We start from the raw sequence: 18,648 nt of genomic DNA, 5'->3' as shown, positions 1-18,648 counted from the left end.
CAGCCGCCCCGCCCGCCGCAGCCGCCGCAGCCGCCGCAGCCGCCGCCTCGGCCGTATCCGCACAATAGGCTGAGCGAATGAAGATCGCGCGCTTCTCCCACGACGACACCATCGCATTCGGCATCGTCGACGAGGAGGAGGACGAGCTCGTCGTGCTGAAGGCCGACCCGATGTTCGCCGGGTACGACCCGACGGGGGAGCGCGTGCCGCTCGCCGAGGCGAAGCTTCTCGCACCGGTCATCCCGCGGTCGAAGATCGTCGCGGTCGGCAAGAACTACCGCGAGCACGCGGCCGAGATGGGCGGCGAGGCTCCCGAGGAGCCGCTGCTGTTCATGAAGCCCAACACCTCGGTGATCGGTCCGGGCGACGCGATCGTGCTGCCCCCGCAGAGCGAGCGCGTCGAGCACGAGGGCGAGGTGGCGGTGGTCATCGGGCGCATCGCGAAGAACGTGAGCGAAGCGGATACCGCAGGCGTGATCTTCGGGTACACGATCGCGAACGACGTCACCGCCCGTGACCTGCAGCGCCGCGACGGCCAGTGGACCCGTGCCAAGGGCTTCGACACGTTCTGCCCGCTCGGACCGGTGATCGACACCGACCTCGACGTCGAGCGCGGAACGATCGAGACGAGCGTGAACGGCGAGCGCCGGCAGGACGGGCGGCTGGCCGACATGGTGCACGGCGTGGCCGCGATCGTGTCGTACGCATCGAGCGTGTTCACGCTGCTCCCGGGCGATGTCATCCTCACGGGCACTCCCGCGGGCGTCGGGCCCCTCGTCGACGGTGACACGGTTGAGATCACGGTCTCGGGCCTCGGCACGCTCTCGAACCCCGTGCGCTCGGCCGGGTAAGCACGATTGCCGTCGCCGAGCATGCTGAACGTCGCGTGAGCATGGTGCGTATCGCCTGAGCATCGCGCGTTGCCTGAGCGCACGCGCGCAGGCCAGGCGCCTGATCGCGCGGCCTGTTCGCCCGCCTCGCAACTCGCGCGCGGGCAGACTTCTATCCCGCGAAGCGCGCAGGCTCTGGTTCCCGCACAGGACGCGGTGTCGGCGGAACAGGCAGGCGCACGGGATCAACCGGATTCATGATGTCGGCTGGCGTCTTCGATCGCATCAACCTCGGTGTCTGCCCCGGATCGACCGCCGCAGGAGGGATCAGCCAGTACGTCGCGCCTTCGCGCCGAACCTCCCACCCCTCGTTGTGGTACCTGAGATGGTCGCGTCGGCAGAGCAAGATGCCGTCGGCGATGTCGGTGCGCCCATCGTCGCTTTGCCAGTGGTCGATGTGATGCGCCTCGGTCCACGAGGGCGGGCGCTTGCATTCGGGGTCCATGCATCCGCCGTCGCGGATCGCGAGGAGCGCCTTCTGCTTGGCGGAGAAGAGACGTTCGTCTCGGCCGAGGTCGAGGACTGCGCCCCCGTCGTCGAATCGCACCGGCATGTATCCCTCGCAGAGGCCCGTGTGGATCGCACCGATCGGCAGTCGGTCTGGGTGGCCCTCAATCATGCCCGAGCCGCGGCCCGCCGCCAGTGCGTGCGCGTTCACCACGATGCGAACGGAGGGCTTCTGAAGGTTCAGCAGTCGGGTCGGGTCGACGCTGACGCCGGACCGGAGCAGCTGCACGAGCCCGTCGGCGGCGTTGCGCTCTCGTATCGCCCGCGCATCGGCGAACGCCCGGTCGCCGACCGCCGGATCGCCGAATCCGCGGCGCACCTTCGGTTCGACGAGTCGTGGGTGGGTGAGCTGGTCGAACACCGCCTTGACGAGCATGCCCGACTCGGGTTCGAGTTCGAACTCGCCACGGACCATTCCGTCGGGCTTGACCCACACGCGCCAGAACTGCTGGTCGTGCTGCACGGCGGCACGCGTGGCGACGCCCGCAGCATCGATGCGATCGCGGGCCTGCCGGGCTGCGAGTCGCGCCGCATCGGCGTGGGCGTTTCGGCACTTCGGAATGAGCTCTTCGAGTTCGGCAGTGAGGCACGCTGCGTCGGCGTCGCCACCGGGCTCGCCCAGGCCCGACCTGATGGCCTCGGCGACTGCGACCGTCAAATCGCCGTCCACCACTGCCGAGCTCAGCGGTGCGAACCAAGGCGCGTTGACCTCGGGCAGCACGGCCGCGGCGGCGGGGTCGTCGTATCGCATGCGCTCGAACTCGGCCGCCGCCTCGGCATCTGCCACCATCGTGCCCACTGAGACGAGTGCAGCCGCATCGCGCTTGGATGAGCGGGTGATCGACTGCAGCATCGCACCCGCCGACGTGTGCCCGTCTCGCCGGGCGAGCCCGTGAACGCCGAATCCGACACGCGACCGCCGCGCGACCTCAGCCGCCGCGAGCGCCTGATGCCGCTCGACCTCGTGTCGCAGCGCCGAGATCGACTCGAGCGCGGTGACCAGCGTCGCGTCATCCGCTTCGTGGAAGCTGGCAGGGGTGAGCCCGAGCGAGCGCAACTCGCCGGTGATTCCGGCGAAGTCGGGGAGCGTCTCTGGCATGTCTCCATCGTCTCGCCACCCACTGTCACTCGAATGAATCTTCTGAGTATCTGTTTACGTGAAGCTCGCCTGGCCGCACCATCCAAATGCGCTTTGGGCGATTGCGGCCACGGTGGAGGAAGCCACAACGGTGGTGACGGGGTACTACGACCGGGTCGAGGAGACCATCCCTGCCAACGCAATGCTCGGTACGAGCCAAGAGATTGTCCAGGAACCTTGTCCGCTTGAGGACCGTGGAGATCGGGCGACCGTCCGATGCGTGATCAACCTTGAGCCGACGATGGATCGCGTCGCGTGGGCTGCCTCCCTTTCGAAGGAGTTCCCCGAAGCGGACAGCTGGGTGGTGCGCGTGAGGACGCTCGACTCTCGCGAGAACCTACGTATCCGAATCGTCGGGAAGACCATGATCATTCTCAACATCACCGCCGTCCGCAACGCGGCCGGTGAAGCGAGCATCATCATGACGTCCGCGAGCGGGTGCAGCCAGCCTATGAAATGACCCGCCCCAGCACGACACGCGCCAACTTCATTCGAACTGACACTCGAATGAACCTTCGAAGAACGGCGGATGCCCCTGCGACGCTTCGGCCCGAACGGCGGACCGCTCTCAGCGCCCGAGCGCCCGGGCCGCGCGATCGACGTCCTCATCGTCGTTCCACACGTGGAAGGCCACCCGCGCACGCCCGGCGCGACCCGACGCGGTGATGCCCGCCGCGGTGAGCGCCGCGAGGTCGGCCCCGTCGCCGTCGGCCCACGTGACGATCGCGCTGTCGGATGCCGCGGCCCCGAGCCGCTCGCGGAACGCGTTCGCGAGCCCGAGGTCGTGCCGCCGCACGTCGTGCATGTCGAGTGCGGCGGCGAACCCGAGGGCGGCCTCGGCGCCGGCCCACGCGTGCCACGCGGGGGAGACGTCGAAGCGGCTCGCATCATCGGCGAGGAAGAGCGCGGGCCCGTAGCAGGACGCCCACGGGTCGGCTCCCGAGTACCACCCCGCCGCGTACGGCGTGAGCTCGGCGAGCGCCCGGTCGGAGAACGCGGCGAACGCGGCGCCGCGCGGCGCGGAGAGCCACTTGTAGGCGTGGCACACGATCAGGTCGGCCTCGAGGTCGGTGGTCGGCATCCATCCGGTCGCCTGCGTCGTGTCCACGAGCACGCGGGCGCCGGCGTCGCGGGCGGCCGCGGTGACGGATGCCACATCTGCGACCTCCCCGGTCGCGGACTGCACGAGCGAGTACGAGACCATCCAGGTGTCGCCGGTCACCGCGTCGGCGAGCGCGTCGAGCGGCACGTGCCGCACGCGCAGGTCGCCGCGGGCGAGGAACGGCGCGACGACCGAGGAGAAGTCGCCGTCGACGCACACGATCTCGGCGCCGCGCGGCGCGGAGGCCGCGGCGAGCCCGGTGAAGACAGAGACCTGCGACCCCGTGGCGACGCGGCTCGGCTCCACACCGAGGAGGGCCGCGGCGTGACCGCGCGCGCGTTCGAGCATCGCCGAGTACTGCGGTGCACTCGCGCCGCCGACGGCCCACCGGTCGAGGTCGCGTCGCACCGCGTCGCGGGTGACGTCGGCGGGGAGGCCGAGCGTGCACGCGGCGAGGTAGCCGCTGCCGGCGTCGAATCGCTGTCGCATGGATTCCATGCGGCCAGTCTGTGCTCGGGGCATCCATTCGACAACGACAGGTGAGTGATCACATACATGACAGCGGGTTATGATTCGGTCATGTACGATGCATCCGTCGAGCACCTCTCCGCGGCACTCGACCTGCAGACCGTGCGTGTGGCGCGGCAGGTCGCCGAGCACGGCTCGCTCACGGCGGCCGCCGAGGCGCTCGGCTACAGCCAGCCCGCGGTGAGCCAGCAGCTCAGGCGCTTCGAGGAGCGCACGGGCATCGCGCTCGTCGAACGCGTGGGCCGCGGCATCCGTCTCACGCAATCGGGGCGCGTGCTCGCCCGCCATGCCAACGCCGTCGCGACCGCGCTCGAAGCCGCCGCGGGCGAACTCGCCGAGATCCGCGGACTCCGCACCGGTCGGGTCAGGCTCGTCGCATTCCCGTCGGCGTCGGCGACGCTCGTGCCGCGGCTTATCGCCGCCCTCGGCGCGCGGCATCCGGGCGTCGCCGTCACCTACGTCGAGGCCGAGCCGCCCGAGGCGGTCGCCGCGGTGCGCGCCGACCGGGCCGACCTCGCGATCACGTTCAGCTATCCCGGCGACCGCGACGACCCGCACCGGGCGAGCGCCCGGGGTCTCGACGTGCGCGCGTTCGGCGACGAGCCGATGCGGCTCGTGCTGCCCGAAGGGCATCCGGCCGCGGCATCCGACGTCGTCGACCTCGCGAGGCTCGGCGACGACCCCTGGATCGCCGGATGCCCCCGCTGCCGCGGCCACCTGCTCGAGCTCACGGATGTCGCGGGCTTCACGCCCCGCATCGCGTTCGAGACCGACAACTTCGTCGCCGTCGAGGGCATGGTGGCCCAGGGTCTCGGCGTCGCGCTGCTGCCGGCGCTCGCCCTCGACGCGTCGCCGCGGCATCCGGGCGTCGTGACCAGGCCCACCGCACGCGCCGACGTGCGCTCGCTGCACCTCGTGACCGCGCGGGGCGCCGAGCGGGTCCCCGCGGTCGGTGCGACCCTCGCGGTGCTGCAGGAACTCGCGTCGACCGCATGACCCGGCGCGGCAGGACCCGGCGCGGCAGGACCCGGCCGGTCGGTAGCATGGACGCGTATGTCTGACGCAACCCACCCCTTCTCCACGGCCTCCGGCAGCGACATCCGCGTTCGCTTCTGCCCGTCGCCCACCGGTACGCCGCACGTCGGACTCGTGCGCACCGCCCTGTTCAACTGGGCGTACGCGCGCCACACCGGCGGCATCTTCGTGTTCCGCATCGAGGACACGGATGCCGCGCGCGACAGCGAGGAGAGCTACGAGCAGATCATCGACGCCCTCACCTGGCTCGGCCTCGACTGGGACGAGGGCATCGGCATCGGCGGCCCGAACGAGCCGTACCGCCAGTCGCAGCGCGGTGAGCTCTACGCCGGGGTCATCGAGCAGCTGAAGGCGGCCGGGCACCTCTACGAGAGCTACTCGACCGCCGACGAGATCGACGCCCGCAACGAGGCCGCCGGCCGGCCCAAGCAGTTCGGCTACGACAACTTCGACCGCGATCTCACGGCGGAGCAGAAGGCGGCGTACCGCGCCGAAGGACGGCAGCCGGCGCTCCGCATGCGGGTGCCCGACGTCGAGCTCGCATTCGACGACCTCGTGCGCGGCCGTATCGACTTCCCGGCCGGGTCGACGACCGACTTCGTCGCCGTGCGCCCCAACGGCGTGCCGCTCTACACGTTCGTGAATCCCGTCGACGACGCGCTCATGGGCATCACACACGTGCTGCGGGGAGAGGACCTGCTCTCGTCGACCCCCCGCCAGATCGCGCTGTACCACGCGCTCATCGACATCGGCGTGACCTCGTTCATCCCGCGTTTCGGACACCTGCCCTACGTCATGGGCGAGGGCAACAAGAAGCTCTCCAAGCGCGACCCCGAGTCGAATCTGTTCCACCACCGCGACCGCGGCTTCGTGCCCGAGGGGCTCGTCAACTACCTGGCGCTGCTCGGCTGGGGCTTCTCCGCCGATCGCGACGTGTTCAGCCGCGAGGAGCTCGTGGCGGCGTTCGACGTGTCACACGTCAACCCGAATCCTGCCCGCTTCGACCTGAAGAAAGCCGAGGCGATCAACGGCGACCAGATCCGCCGGCTCGACGTCGCCGAGTTCGCGGCGCGCACGGTGCCGTACCTGCAGGCGGCGGGCGTGGTCGAGACCCCGATCACCGCAGCGCAGGAGGCGCTGCTCGTCGAGGCCGCCCCGCTCGTGCAGGAGCGCATCGGGCTGCTCGGCGAGGCTCCCGGCATGCTCGGTTTCCTCTTCACGGATGCCGCGGGCCTGTCATATGCCGACGACGCCCTCGCTGCCCTGCCCGACGACGCCGGTGCCGTGCTTTCGGCGGCGCGCGAAGCGCTCGACCGGCTCCCCGCGGATGCGTGGACGCACGACCAGATCGAGGAGGCCCTGCGCGGCGCCCTCGTCGACGGGCTCGGCCTGAAGCCGCGGGTCGCGTTCGGCCCGGTGCGCACGGCGATCTCGGGCCGGCGCGTGTCGCCGCCGCTCTTCGAGTCGATGCAGATCCTCGGCAAGATCGACTCGCTGGAGCGCATCGACGGGTTGACCGCGCGCCTCGGGTCGACGGTCGGGTAGCGCCGCCTCGGTTTGGCCGGGGTGCGATGCGTAGGCTAGAGTTGCATGTCGGCCCGGGGCTTCGGTTCCAGGCCATTGGGGTATGGTGTAATTGGCAACACGGCTGATTCTGGTTCAGTTGTTCTTGGTTCGAGTCCAGGTACCCCAGCGCAAGGCCCGCGAGGATTCGCGGGTCCTTTTCGTTTCTCCGGCGCATGCGGTCGGCACGCGGCTCGAGCCCTCAACGAAACTCCCGCGGGGACTTCGGCGGTGCCTGGAGCACCGGCCGGAAGCCAGGCGGCTGCGGACGGCGGCCGGGTGACGGATGCCTCGGGCAATGCAGCGAGGCTGCGCGCGAGCGCGGTGCCGACGTTTCCGGTGCCGACGACGCCATAGCGTAGAGCCTATGGGGACATGGGTTCCTCACGAATAGACCTGCGTGATTGACCTGGCGGCGGTCGGATGCCGCGCCGTCGCGCTCATGACGTGAAGTCGATCACGACCTGGAGTTGGTCGCGCGGGTTCTGATCCAGCGCGCGGTACGCCTCGGCGATCTCGCTCAGCGTCACGGTGCGACTGATGAGCGAGAGCACGTCGAGCCTTCCCTCGCTGGCGAGGCGGAGCGCCGTGGCATTGAGGCGGTACCGGTCCCAGCGGTGGCTGACGGCCGCAGCCGAAGCGGAGATCTGCGAGCACACGAGCTGCACCCGGTTGTGATGGAACTCCTCGCCGAGCCGCAGGCCGACGGCATCGCCCTGGAGGAAGCCGGCGACCACGACGCGGGAGTTGTACGAGACGGAGCGGATCGCCTCGTGGAGTGCGCGCGCGCTGCCGCTGATCTCGATCGCCACGTCGGCGCCTCGGCCCTCGGAAAGCTCGCGGATGCGCTCTGCGACCGGCTCGGCAGAGTCCAGAGCCGCTTCCGCGCCGAGTCGAAGAGCGAGGTCGCATCGCGCGGCAATTCCGTCGACGGCGACCACCCGGCCCCCGTTGAGGCGCGCGAGCTGCGCTACGAGTTGCCCGGGCACGCCGAGCCCGAACACGGCGACGATCTCGCCCACGTGGATGTCGGCGTCGATCACCGCGTTGAGGGCGACAGCGCCGATGTGGGAGAAGATCCCGATGCGCGGGTCCACGTCGTCGGGAAGCACGCGCCTCGCGGCATCCGTCGCCTCGAGCACCGCGGAACTGCGGTGCCCCCACGTTCCCCACACGCGGTCGCCGAGGGCGACTCCGGCGTGCGGGCCCGCGACCTCGACCACCTCGCCGACCTCCTCGTACCCGAGATCGGTGACCGGGAACGACGGCACTGCCGACCCCTCGAAGAAGAGCCGCAGGTCAGGGTCCCAACGTCTCGTGAGGTGCGGGCTCGTGCCCCGGTAGCCGGCCAGCTCGGTGCCGGCTGAGATACCCGAGTACAGCGTGCGCACGCGCACCTGGCCGTCGGCCAGCGGCGCGTCGGGCTCTTGCACCACCGCCACCGTGGCCACCCGGGGAAAGGTCACATGTGCTCCCACCACGACCGCCCTTCGAAACCGACGGACTCACGTTAGGTGACCCCCCGGCTGGGCACAATGCTTTGTCCAATGATCCGGCATAAAGAAGCCTCGAAACCTCGACCCACGGATGTGAACGCGGACAATTACGTCTTGCGGCACGACATAAGTCGGGTGTTCAATTTGCTCAGCACCGTTGGTTCCAGGATCCGCGGTCCCGGGATCCGCGTCGATGAAGACCACCGAGTGCCGCCATGCACCGCGAGTTCTCCAGACCGAAAAGAGTGATCATGCGCACCGTTCGAACCTGCGTCCTCGCTGCCGTCGCGACATCCGCCCTCCTGCTCGCGGGCTGCACCCCCGCATCCGACGAGGACGGAGGCGGAGGCGACGACCAGCTGCTCATCTGGACCGTCGAAGACATCGCGGAGCGCGTCGAGGTCCAACAGGCCCTCCTCGACGCGTACGCCGAGGAGAACGAGCTCGAGATCGAGCTCGTCGCCCTCGCCGAAGATCAGTTGTCGACGGTGCTCGCTTCGGCGGCCGCCTCGAACGAACTGCCCGACGCCATCGCGGCGGTTTCGCTCAACGCCGTCAACCAGCTCAACAACGACGGGGTTCTCGATCCCGCCGCCGCGGAAGCCATCGTCGAATCACTCGGAGCAGACACCTTCTCCGAGCGCGCCCTCGAACTGACCCAGTCCGACGGCACACAGCTCTCGGTGCCCAGTGACGGCTGGGCGCAGCTGCTGTTCTACCGCACCGACCTGTTCGAGGCCGCCGGTCTCGACGTGCCGAACACGTACGAGGCGATCACCGAGGCCGCCACGACGCTGCAGTCGCCGGAGGTCGCGGGCATCGTCGCCGCCACGGCGCCCGCCGACTCGTTCACGCAGCAGACGTTCGAGCACTTCGCGCTCGCGAACGACTGCCAACTGGTGAACGACGAGGGTGACATCCTCCTCGACAGCCCGGAGTGCGTCGAGTCGATCGACTTCTACACGAACCTCATCACGCAGGGCTCGGTGGCGGGCAATCAGGATGCCGACACCACGCGCGCGACCTATTTCGCGGGCGGCGCCGGCATGGTCGTCTGGTCGTCGTTCCTGCTCGACGAGCTGGCGGGCCTGCGCAACGACGCGCTGCCGACGTGCCCGCAGTGCGCGGCCGATCCGGGCTTCCTCGCCGCCAACACGGGGGTCGTGAGTGCGATCGAAGGACCGGGCGGCAGCGAGCCGGCGTCGTTCGGCGAGATCGTCTCGTGGGCGGTGCTCACGGGAGCGTCCGAGGAGACTCGCGGGCTCGTCGAGCACATGATGGGCGACGCGTACCTCGACTGGCTCGCGCAGGCTCCGGAGGGGAAGGTCCCGACCCGGCTGGGAACCGCCGACGATCCCACCGCGTTCGTCGACGGGTGGCTGGAGCTCGAGGCGGGCGTCGACGCCAAGGCGCAGCTGTCGTCCGTGTTCGGGGAGGAGACCCTCGCCGCGGTGCTCGACTCGCCGAACTCCTTCGACCGCTGGGGCATCCCGCAGGGATACGGCGGGCTCGCCGGAGCCGTCGGCTCGCAGTTCGTCCTTCCCGGCGTGCTGTCGGAGACGATCAACAGCGGCACGTCTGCGGAGGACGCCGCCGGCCAAGCCGCCGAAGAGGCGACCACCATCAAGCAAGACCTCGGCCTCTGACCGCCGATCGGGGCGCCCGGCCCGGATTCGCCCGGCGCCCCGGTACGGCCCGCCGTAAGGAGGAACTTCCCATGACGGCAACCGAGACCCGCGACCCATCGACGCCCCCGCTCCCCGGAGCCCGGCGACCGGGTCGGCGACGCACGCTCACGCAGCGGGATTCGCGCACCGGCGCGCTGCTGATGACCCCGACGCTCATCATCGTGGTCGCCGTGGTGATCTTCCCGCTCCTCTGGTCGGTGGTGATCGCCTTCCAGAAGCTGAGCCTGATCCAGATCGGCACGCAGAACCCGTTCAGCAACTTCACCCTCGACAACTTCCGCCTCGTCTTCTCCAGTGGCGACTTCTGGTCGGCGCTGGGCACGACGATCGTCTACACGATCGGATCGGTCATCCTCGTGCTCTTCCTGGGCACGGTCGCGGCGATGGCCGTGCGGAAGCCCTTCCCCGGCCGCACGTTCGTTCGTGCGGCCTTCCTCCTGCCCTACGTCGCGCCCGTGGTCGCCGTCACGTTCGTGTGGCGGATCATGCTGAACCCCGAGTTCGGCATCGTCAACGAATGGGGGCAGAACCTGTTCGGGTGGGACCGCCCGATCCCGTTCCTGTCCCAGGCTGTCGCGCAGTGGGACGTGCTCGGGCTCGAGATCCCGATCCCGACGGCCCTGCTCACCGTCATCGTCTTCGAAGGATGGCGGTACTTCCCGTTCGCCTTCCTGTTCCTCATGGCCCGGCTCGAGGCCATGTCCACCGAACCGGAGGAGGCGGCGCTCGTCGACGGGGCAGGGCCGTGGCAGACCTTCCGATACGTCATCTGGCCGCAGCTCGTGCCGATCATCGGCGTGCTCGCGATCCTGCGCACCATCTGGACCTTCAACGAGTTCGACGACATCTTCCTGCTCACCGGCGGAGCGGCCGGAACCGAGGTCGCGAGCGTGCGCATCTTCCAGCTGCTCACCGTGCAGCGCAACGTCGGCGCCGCGTCCGCGACATCCGTCGTGCTGGCCTTGATTCTCATCGCGATGCTCTTGACCTATGTGCTCGTGATGCGTCGGAGAGGGGAGAAGATATGACCGCCGACATCACGGTCGCCCTCGCCGACGAGCAGGCCACCGTTCCCCAACGGCGCCAACGCCGCCGCCACCCCGGTCTGCAGCGCCAGCGGCTCATCCTCGCAATCATCCGCTGGGTGACCATCTCGCTGTTCCTGATCGCCGTGCTCGTGCCGTTCCTCTACATGCTGCTGCTCTCGGTGCGGCCCATCGAGAGCCTGCTGCGCAACCCCGGATCGCTGCTCCCGAGCCTCGACGAACTCACCCTCGACACCTACATCGACGTCTTGGCCCCGGTGTCCGAGGGTGGCCAAGGGTTTCTCACGTTCCTCGTGAACAGCGCGATCGTCGCGATCAGCTCGGTCATCCTCGCCCTGCTGGTCGCCATCCCCGGTGCGTACGCGATCGCACGTCTGCCGTTCTTCGGGTCGCGGCAGGTGAGCGCGCTGTTCCTGGCGGCCTACCTGTTCCCGGCGATCGTCGTCGCGATTCCGCTGTTCGTGATCTTCACGCGGATCGGCCTGCGTGGATCTCTCCTCGGCCTGGTCATCGTCTACGCCGCCCAAACCGTTCCGGTCGCGATCTACATGATGCGCAACTACTTCGAGACGGTGCCCGCGTCGGTCGAAGAGGCAGGGCTCATGGACGGGTTGTCCCGCGTCGGTGTGCTGCGCAGGATCACCCTGCGGTTGGCCATGCCGTCGATCATGGCGACGGGCCTGTTCGTCTTCATGATCGCGTGGAACGAGTTCCTCTTCGCGCTTCTGTTCCTCGTCGACCGGCGACCCCTGTGGACGGTGTCGTTGGGCCTGGCTCAGCTGTCGGGCAGCATCGAAGTTCCGACCACCGTGCTGATGGCGGGATCCGTGGTGCTGACCCTGCCCATCATCGTGCTGTTCTTCCTGACCGAGCGCCTGCTCACGGGCGGGCTGACAGCCGGCGCGGAGAAGGGCTGATCCGCGTGCCGAACGCGACGGGCAGTGCAAGCGCCGGCGAGATCCTCGAGCTGGTGCGCTCAGGGCGCGCTCGCACGCGCCGCGAGGTACAGGAGCTCACCGGGCTCTCGCGATCCACTCTGTCGCTGCGGATGTCGCAGCTCATCGCCGCAGGCTACGTGCGGGAGTCCGGGCAGGTCGCGGCATCGACCGGTCGACCGGCCCGTATCCTCAGCTTCGACGAGCACGGGCAACTGGTGCTCTCGGTGGACATCGGTGCGACGCACGCGAACCTGGCACTCCTCGACGCGGGGAGCCGGGTCATCATGCGAGCGCAGGCGGAGATCGATATCGCCGCAGCGCCGGGCGTCACGCTCCGCGGCCTCGCCAAACGACTGATCGAACTGCTCGGTCGCGCGGAGAGGCCGCTCTCGGCTGTCGCGGGCGTCGGGGTCGGCATCCCGGCGCCCGTTCGTTACGCCACCCAGCGGCCGAACAATCCGCCGCTGATGCCGCGGTGGCACGACTTTCCCATCGCTCAAACCCTGGGCGACCTGCTCGGACTGCCCGTCTTCGTCGACAACGACGCGAACCTCATGGGGCTCGGCGAGGCGCGCGACCGGTACCCGGAGGCGCCCAGCCTGCTGTTCGTGAAGGTCGGCACCGGCATCGGCGTCGGGATCATCCTGCACGGTCAACCGGAACGCGGGATCGCCGGCGGCGCGGGCGACATCGGGCACATCCGCATCGTCGAAGGCGAAAAGGCCCATGCCTGCACCTGCGGCGCAGCGGGATGCCTCGCCACCGAGGCCAGCGGCGGGGCCATCGCACGGATGCTTCGCGACGACGGTCGTGACGCGGGATCCGCGACCGACGTCAGCCGGCTGGTAGCCGCCGGCGACCCGCGTGCCGTGGAGCTCACGAGGCGGGCGGGCAGGCTGCTCGGAGACGTGCTGGCGACCTCGGTCGCCCTGCTCAACCCGGCGGTGGTCGTGATCGGCGGGGTCATGGGCGGCTCCGGGTCGGTGCTGCTGGACAGCGTGCGCGACCGGATCTACGAGCGGACCGTGCCCATGGCCACGCGCGAGCTGTTCGTCGCGGCCAGCGCACTCGGCTCGGACGCCGGCATTCAAGGAGCCGGCCATCTGGTGATCGACCAGACCTTCTCAGCGCGATCCGTCGACGACCGGCTGCGGCCGGCGAGCTGACAGGGACCCCTGATGCACGATCCGCTGTCTGCGCAGGACCTCCTCGTGGATGAGGTCCGGCAGCGACGCGAGAGCGGGTTCGACCTCGCCGGACTCGAGCACGTGACTTCGGCCGCCGACATCGCCGAGGCGGAGCGGATGCTGGGCCGGCTCGAACAGCTGACGCGGCGTGAGGACTGGGCGTACGTCGAACCCGACGACCTCGATGCGATCGCCGCCGAGAGCGGACCGGCTGCGGATGCCGCAGGGACGATGCCGGATCTCGACCGATTCCAGGGCGCGTGGCTCGGCCGGATCGCGGGATGCAACGTGGGCAAGCCGGTCGAAGAGGGGCGGATCTGGACGAGCGCCCGGATTCGCGAGTACCTCGATCGAGCAGGTGCCTTTCCGCTCCGGGACTATGTTCCGCCGCCGGACCCGCAGTCGCAGGAGGCGTTCGCGCTGCGGGAGAGCTGGCCGCGCACGACACGCGGCAACGTGAACGGCTCCGATCGCGACGACGACATCGACTACACGATCCTCACGCTGCAGCTTCTCGAACGGCACGGGCGTTCGTTGTCCACGGCCGACGTCGCCGACGCCTGGCTGGCCTTCCTCCCGTACGCCCGGGTGTACACGGCTGAGCGCGCGGTATACGTGAACCTTCTGCACGGGGTGCCGCCGCACGGGGCGGGGGAACGGCGGAACCCGTACCGGGAGTGGATCGGCGCGCTCATCCGGGGCGACGCCTACGGATGGACGCATCCGGATCGGCCGTGGGCGGCCGCACGCCTGGCCTACCGCGACGCGGTGCTGTCGCATCGGGCCAACGGCATCTACGGCGAGATGTGGAGCGCCGCCCTCGCCGCGTGCTCGCTGGTCGAGCACGACGTCGACGTGGTCGTGGAGCGGTCGCTCGCCGTCGTGCCCCGCCGATCACGGCTGGCCGAGTCGATCGGCTTCGTGCGGGGGTTGCGACGCGACGGCCTCGATTGGGATGCCGCGCTTGCGGCGATCCTGCAGCGGTTCGGGCACTACGAGTGGGTGCACACGGTCAACAACGCCGCCCTCATCACCGCGGGCCTGCTGTGGAGCGAGCACGACCTCGCGGTCGGGGTGGGCAACACCGTCACGGGCGGATGGGACACCGACTCCAACGGCGCCACGGTGGGCTCGGTGCTCGGAGGAATCCTCGGCGCACGCCACCTGCCCGCCAACCTGATCGATCCGCTGCACGGCCGCACGCGCTCGGCCGTGTTCGGCGCCGACAACTCGCAGATCCGTGAGCTGGCGGAGCGGACTCGCCGGCTCGCGACGAGGTTCTCCGACGGGGCATGAACTCCATGGATGCCACAGACGACCTCCCCGACCACCGCCCGCATGTGCCCTCTCAACCGGTGCGCGTCGGTCTCATCGGGGCCGGATCCATCGCACGCAGCGCCCACCTTCCCGCGTATGCGGCATGGGGCATACCCGTTGCGGCGATCGCCTCGCGCACGGCCGCGCACGCGGAGGAGCTCGCCGCGAGGTTCGGCATCGAAACCGTCCACGAGACGGTCGACGCGCTCCTCGCTGACGAACGCGTGAACGTCGTCGACATCGCCACGGGGCCGGTCGGCCGGCTCGACCTCATCGCATCCGCGGTGCGGGCGGGAAAGCACGTGCTCGCCCAGAAACCGTTGAGCATCGATGAGGATGAGCTGCTCCGCCTTCACGACGTGCTCGCGGAAGCGCGTGAACTCGGCCTGAAGGTGGCGGTGAACCAGAACGGGCGGTGGGCGCCTGCCTGGCGGCTCGCGACGCTCCTCATCCGAGGGGGCGCCATCGGCGACGTCGTCGGCGTGACGCACCTGCACGACAAGCCGCTTCCGCCCCTGGCCGGCACACCGTTCGACGACGTGCCCCACATGTTGCTCGCCGACTACCTGGTGCACTGGATCGACATCACGCGATGCTGGCTCGAAGGCTCGCGCGTGACGAGCGTGAGCGCACAGGACTCGCGCGTGCCCGGCCAGCCCGTCGACGCCCGAAACCCGTGGCACGCGGGGATCCAGGCGGTCGTCGATTCGGGTGCGAGCGCGTCACTGCGCATCGTCGGGAACGCGCACGCGCGTCACGGCGGCTGCCCGTTCTGGATCCACGGCACCGAAGGCACCCTTCGCGGCAGCGTGCTCCTGGGCAGCGACCGGCTCGAGCTGGAACGCGGCGCCCGCGTCACCCGTCTCCCCCTCGAAGGCGAGTGGTTCACCGACGGGTTCGCGGGGGCGATGGGGGAGCTGCTCAGTGCCATCGCCGAGGACCGGGAGCCCGAGAACTCCGCCCGCCACGTCATCGCCACGGCCCGTCTGGGGTTCGCGGCCGTGCGGTCGGCGCAGGCGGGCGGTGCGCCCGTGCATCCGGAGGGCCTGGTGCTCGACGCGATCGCAGACTCGCGGAAGGATGACGCATGACCACGATCGACGAGGTTCCCGTCGGACCCGAGGGGCGCGTCTACGCCGAGGGCTGGCAGAGCTGGAGCCCGACGACCTGGTACGGCCGCGTCGATCCCGCGCATCGGCCGTCGCAGCAGCGGGAGCACCTGATGCGGTTCCGTCCCGGCAGCCCGCTGACCGACGGCGTGCAGGGCGAGGGTCTTCTCGTCGTCGACCCCGGCGACGGCAGTCCGGTGCGCACGTACGGCACGATGGATGCCTCGACGGAGGTCCCTTCCATCCGAGCGGCGTGGCTCGGCGATCGCGTGGTCGTCGACGCCGAGACCCCGGTGGAGATCTGGACGACGGATGCCGGTGACGCCGCCTCTTCGCCCGCCGCAGTCGGCGGCACCGGCTCACCGGCAGGACGCCGCGCGCTGGAGGAGTTCGGCGACAGGTTCGGCGCGACATCCGGTGCCCGCACGGGGACGCCGCCGCGGGTGTGGTGCACGTGGTACCGCTACTTCGAGGACGTCACCGCCGACGACCTCGTCGAGAACCTCTCCGCGATCGACGAGCACGCCCTCCCCGTCGACGTGGTGCAGATCGACGACGGCTGGAGCCTCGGCACGGGGGAGTGGATGAAGCCGAACCCCCGTTTCGGATCGCTCCCCGACGTGGTCGCCCGGATCCGCGACAACGGACGACGCGCGGGCATCTGGCTCGCACCGTTCGTCGTCGGCTCACGATCCGACGCCGCACAGCGGCAACCGGAATGGCTCACCGGTCCGGCCGGCCGCAACTGGGGTGACGACCTCATCGGCCTCGATCTCACGAATCCCGGTGTGCAGGCGTACCTGCGCGAGGTCGTCGCCTCGCTCAGGGAACTCGGCGTGGACTACCTGAAGCTGGACTTCCTCTACGCCGGCGCGGTACCGGGCCCGCGGCACGACCCCGACGCAGGGTCCGTCGAGGCGTACCGTTCGGGGCTCGGCCTCATCCGCGAGGTGATGGGCGATCGGGCCTACCTGCTCGGGTGCGGCGCGCCCATCCTCCCCAGCGTCGGACTGGTGGATGCCATGCGGATCTCGCCCGACACGTTCCACGAGGGCGGAGAGGACGGCTCTCAGGGCCTTCGCGGCGCGATGTCGCTGCAGGCGCGAGCGTGGCAACACGGCCGCCTCTGGACCACCGACCCCGACTGCCTCGTGGCGCGCCCGCAGTTCGCGCTGCGCGACGAGTGGGCCGACGTCGTGCTCGCCGCGCCGGGGCTGCGCGGCTTCTCCGACCGCATCGCCGAGCTCGACACGCACGGTCTGCGGCTCGTCGAACGACTCCTGGACGGGGCATCCGCATGACGGATTCGAGGGTCGAGCCGATGACCGAGCCGGACGTCGCGAGCCTCCGGGCGCGCCTCGCGCCGCTCGTCGAGAGCCTGTATGCGCAGCGGGGTCCCGACGTGCTCGACGAGATCATCGCGCTCGCCGAGCGATGGGCGCCGAAGCTGCGGCCCACCGACCGCGATCGGCCCGACGAGAGCACTGCCTACCTCATCACCTATGGCGACGCGTTCCGGCGCCCAGGCGAGAGTCCCCTCCACACGCTCGCACGCGTGCTGCGCGAGCACGTGCGCGACGCGGTCACCGACGTCCACCTCCTCCCCATCTACCCCTGGACGTCCGACGACGGCTTCGGTGTCGTGGACTATCGCCGCGTCAACCCCGACCTGGGAACCTGGCAGGACATCGCCGACCTGCGCGCCGACCACGCGCTCATGCTCGACTTCATCGCGAACCACGTCTCAGCGTCGAGCCCCTGGTTCCGCGGTTGGCTGGCGGGCGACGCCGTCTACGCCGGGTACTTCCTGGCGCCCGGCGCCGACTTCGACGATTCGCGTGTCGTCAGGCCGCGAACGAGCCCGCTCGTGCACGAGTTCGACCGTCCCGACGGCACGAGGGTCGGCGTGTGGACCACGTTCGGAGCCGACCAGGTGGACCTCGACCCGAGCACGCCCGCGGTGCTGCTCGATCTGACCGACGTCCTGCTCGGTTACCTCGCGCGCGGCGCCACGACGATCCGACTCGATGCCGTCGGATGCCTCTGGAAGCAGTCGGGCACGACGTGCATGCACCTGCCGCAGACCCACACGATCATCCGCATCTGGCGGGCGCTGACCGACGCGCTGGCACCCGGGACGCAGCTGCTCACCGAGACGAACGTCCCGCACGCCGACAACATCTCCTACTTCGGGAACGGCGCCGACGAGGCGCACATGGTCTACCAGTTCGCCCTTCCGCCGCTGGTGCTGCACGCCTTCGTGACCGGACGTGCGACGGCGCTGTCGGCGTGGGCCGAAAGCATCGGCGCCGTGAGCGAAACCGCGACGTGGTTCAACTTCCTCGCCAGTCACGACGGCATCGGCATGCGCCCGACCGAAGGTCTGCTCACCGACGCCGATCGCGGGCTCCTCGTGCAACGCACCCTGGCCCGCGGCGGTCGGGTCTCGATGGCACGTCGCCCCGACGGAACCGAGGACGTCTACGAGCTCAACACCAACTATCTCGACGCACTCGTCGCCCCCGACGATCCCGATCCGGATGCCTCGGCCGTCGTCCGCGGGCTGGCGGCGCACGTCATCCTGCTGTCCGTCGTCGGCGTTCCCGCGATCTACTACCACTCGCTGCTGGGGTCGGGTCAGGACCACACGGGCATGGAGGAGAGCGACATCCCGCGGCGCATCAACCGCGAGGCACTCGACGCCGATCGGCTGGCGGCGGAGCTCGTGTCGTCGCCGCGCAGAGCCGGCATGGTGGAGGGTCTGCGCCGGCTCCTCGAGGTGCGTCGCGCCCTCCCCGGGTTCTCGCCCTTCGCCGACCAGTCGGTGGAGCCGCTCGACGACCGTGTGCTGGTGATCCGGCGCGCTGCTGACACCGACGACGAGGTGGTCGCGGCGGTGAACGTGAGCGAGGAGACGGTCGAACTGCCGACGCTCGGCGGCACCGACGCCCTCACCGGCACTCGGCACGAAGGACTCACGCTGAAGGGATTCGGCTACGTCTGGCTGCGACCCACGTCGCCGAGTCCAGGCCGCTGAGGGTACGCACGAGGCATCCCCGCACAGAACGGCTCTTTACAGCGGGCCGCCGCTGAGGTTGCATTGG

Annotated in this window: 15 protein-coding genes and 1 tRNA gene; 13 read left to right on the top strand and 3 right to left on the bottom strand. The window is 69.9% G+C overall.

Going from position 1 to position 18,648, the window contains the following annotated elements; all coding sequences use genetic code 11:
* Positions 1 to 77 precede the first annotated feature (77 nt).
* Positions 78 to 851 carry a fumarylacetoacetate hydrolase family protein gene (locus ACFWN7_RS02485; RefSeq protein WP_376937093.1) on the top strand — a complete coding sequence of 258 codons (774 nt, stop codon included), beginning with the start codon at positions 78 to 80 and terminating at the stop codon, positions 849 to 851.
* Positions 852 to 1,002: 151 nt separating this feature from the next.
* Here ACFWN7_RS02485 and ACFWN7_RS02480 read toward each other — a convergent pair whose 3' ends face one another.
* A complete protein-coding gene (locus ACFWN7_RS02480; protein WP_376937092.1) occupies positions 1,003 to 2,496 on the bottom strand; it encodes a DUF222 domain-containing protein in 1,494 nt (497 codons plus the stop codon).
* Between the two features lie 58 nt (positions 2,497 to 2,554).
* Here ACFWN7_RS02480 and ACFWN7_RS02475 point away from each other — a divergent pair, with 58 nt between their 5' ends.
* Positions 2,555 to 2,995 (top strand): hypothetical protein, encoded by a 441-nt coding sequence (locus tag ACFWN7_RS02475; protein ID WP_376937091.1) that lies wholly within the window; start codon positions 2,555 to 2,557, stop codon positions 2,993 to 2,995.
* A gap of 108 nt (positions 2,996 to 3,103) precedes the next feature.
* Here ACFWN7_RS02475 and ACFWN7_RS02470 read toward each other — a convergent pair whose 3' ends face one another.
* Entirely contained in the window at positions 3,104 to 4,135 is a 1,032-nt protein-coding gene (locus ACFWN7_RS02470) for an aminotransferase class V-fold PLP-dependent enzyme (RefSeq protein ID WP_376937090.1), read from the bottom strand.
* Positions 4,136 to 4,216: 81 nt separating this feature from the next.
* Between ACFWN7_RS02470 and ACFWN7_RS02465 the strand changes: the two genes are divergently transcribed.
* The 3 genes from ACFWN7_RS02465 to ACFWN7_RS02455 all read left to right on the top strand — a co-directional run bounded on the left by ACFWN7_RS02465 (position 4,217) and on the right by ACFWN7_RS02455 (position 6,893).
* Positions 4,217 to 5,161 (top strand): LysR family transcriptional regulator, encoded by a 945-nt coding sequence (locus ACFWN7_RS02465; RefSeq protein WP_376937089.1) that lies wholly within the window; start codon positions 4,217 to 4,219, stop codon positions 5,159 to 5,161.
* 57 nt (positions 5,162 to 5,218) lie between these two features.
* Positions 5,219 to 6,745, top strand: coding sequence for a glutamate--tRNA ligase (gltX, locus tag ACFWN7_RS02460; protein ID WP_376937088.1), 1,527 nt, complete (start codon positions 5,219 to 5,221; stop codon positions 6,743 to 6,745).
* A gap of 76 nt (positions 6,746 to 6,821) precedes the next feature.
* Positions 6,822 to 6,893: transfer RNA gene (locus ACFWN7_RS02455), tRNA-Gln, on the top strand.
* Positions 6,894 to 7,203: 310 nt separating this feature from the next.
* Here the strand turns inward: ACFWN7_RS02455 and ACFWN7_RS02450 are convergent.
* Positions 7,204 to 8,244, bottom strand: coding sequence for a zinc-binding alcohol dehydrogenase (locus tag ACFWN7_RS02450; protein WP_376937087.1), 1,041 nt, complete (start codon positions 8,242 to 8,244; stop codon positions 7,204 to 7,206).
* A gap of 266 nt (positions 8,245 to 8,510) precedes the next feature.
* Between ACFWN7_RS02450 and ACFWN7_RS02445 the strand changes: the two genes are divergently transcribed.
* From ACFWN7_RS02445 to ACFWN7_RS02410, 8 genes are all read left to right on the top strand, one after another.
* A complete protein-coding gene (locus tag ACFWN7_RS02445) occupies positions 8,511 to 9,905 on the top strand; it encodes an ABC transporter substrate-binding protein (protein ID WP_376937086.1) in 1,395 nt (464 codons plus the stop codon).
* Between the two features lie 71 nt (positions 9,906 to 9,976).
* A complete protein-coding gene (locus ACFWN7_RS02440) occupies positions 9,977 to 10,975 on the top strand; it encodes a carbohydrate ABC transporter permease (protein ID WP_376937085.1) in 999 nt (332 codons plus the stop codon).
* A complete protein-coding gene (locus tag ACFWN7_RS02435; RefSeq protein WP_376937084.1) occupies positions 10,972 to 11,910 on the top strand; it encodes a carbohydrate ABC transporter permease in 939 nt (312 codons plus the stop codon). The genes ACFWN7_RS02440 and ACFWN7_RS02435 overlap by 4 nt, the downstream gene beginning before the upstream one ends.
* Before the next feature lie 5 nt (positions 11,911 to 11,915).
* Entirely contained in the window at positions 11,916 to 13,097 is a 1,182-nt protein-coding gene (locus tag ACFWN7_RS02430) for an ROK family protein (RefSeq protein WP_376937083.1), read from the top strand.
* Between the two features lie 12 nt (positions 13,098 to 13,109).
* Positions 13,110 to 14,414 (top strand): ADP-ribosylglycohydrolase family protein, encoded by a 1,305-nt coding sequence (locus ACFWN7_RS02425; protein ID WP_376937082.1) that lies wholly within the window; start codon positions 13,110 to 13,112, stop codon positions 14,412 to 14,414.
* 5 nt (positions 14,415 to 14,419) lie between these two features.
* Positions 14,420 to 15,526 (top strand): Gfo/Idh/MocA family protein, encoded by a 1,107-nt coding sequence (locus tag ACFWN7_RS02420; protein ID WP_376937081.1) that lies wholly within the window; start codon positions 14,420 to 14,422, stop codon positions 15,524 to 15,526.
* A complete protein-coding gene (locus tag ACFWN7_RS02415) occupies positions 15,523 to 16,845 on the top strand; it encodes a glycoside hydrolase family 36 protein (RefSeq protein ID WP_376937080.1) in 1,323 nt (440 codons plus the stop codon). The genes ACFWN7_RS02420 and ACFWN7_RS02415 overlap by 4 nt, the downstream gene beginning before the upstream one ends.
* Positions 16,846 to 16,865: 20 nt before the next feature.
* Positions 16,866 to 18,581 (top strand): alpha-amylase family glycosyl hydrolase, encoded by a 1,716-nt coding sequence (locus ACFWN7_RS02410; protein ID WP_376937079.1) that lies wholly within the window; start codon positions 16,866 to 16,868, stop codon positions 18,579 to 18,581.
* Positions 18,582 to 18,648 lie beyond the last annotated feature (67 nt).

It is taken from the genome of Agromyces sp. NPDC058484, from assembly GCF_042720415.1.
Classification (GTDB): Bacteria; Actinomycetota; Actinomycetes; order Actinomycetales; family Microbacteriaceae; genus Agromyces.
Note: the sequence above shows the minus strand (reverse complement) of the source record. Positions and strands in the feature narration are given on the sequence as shown.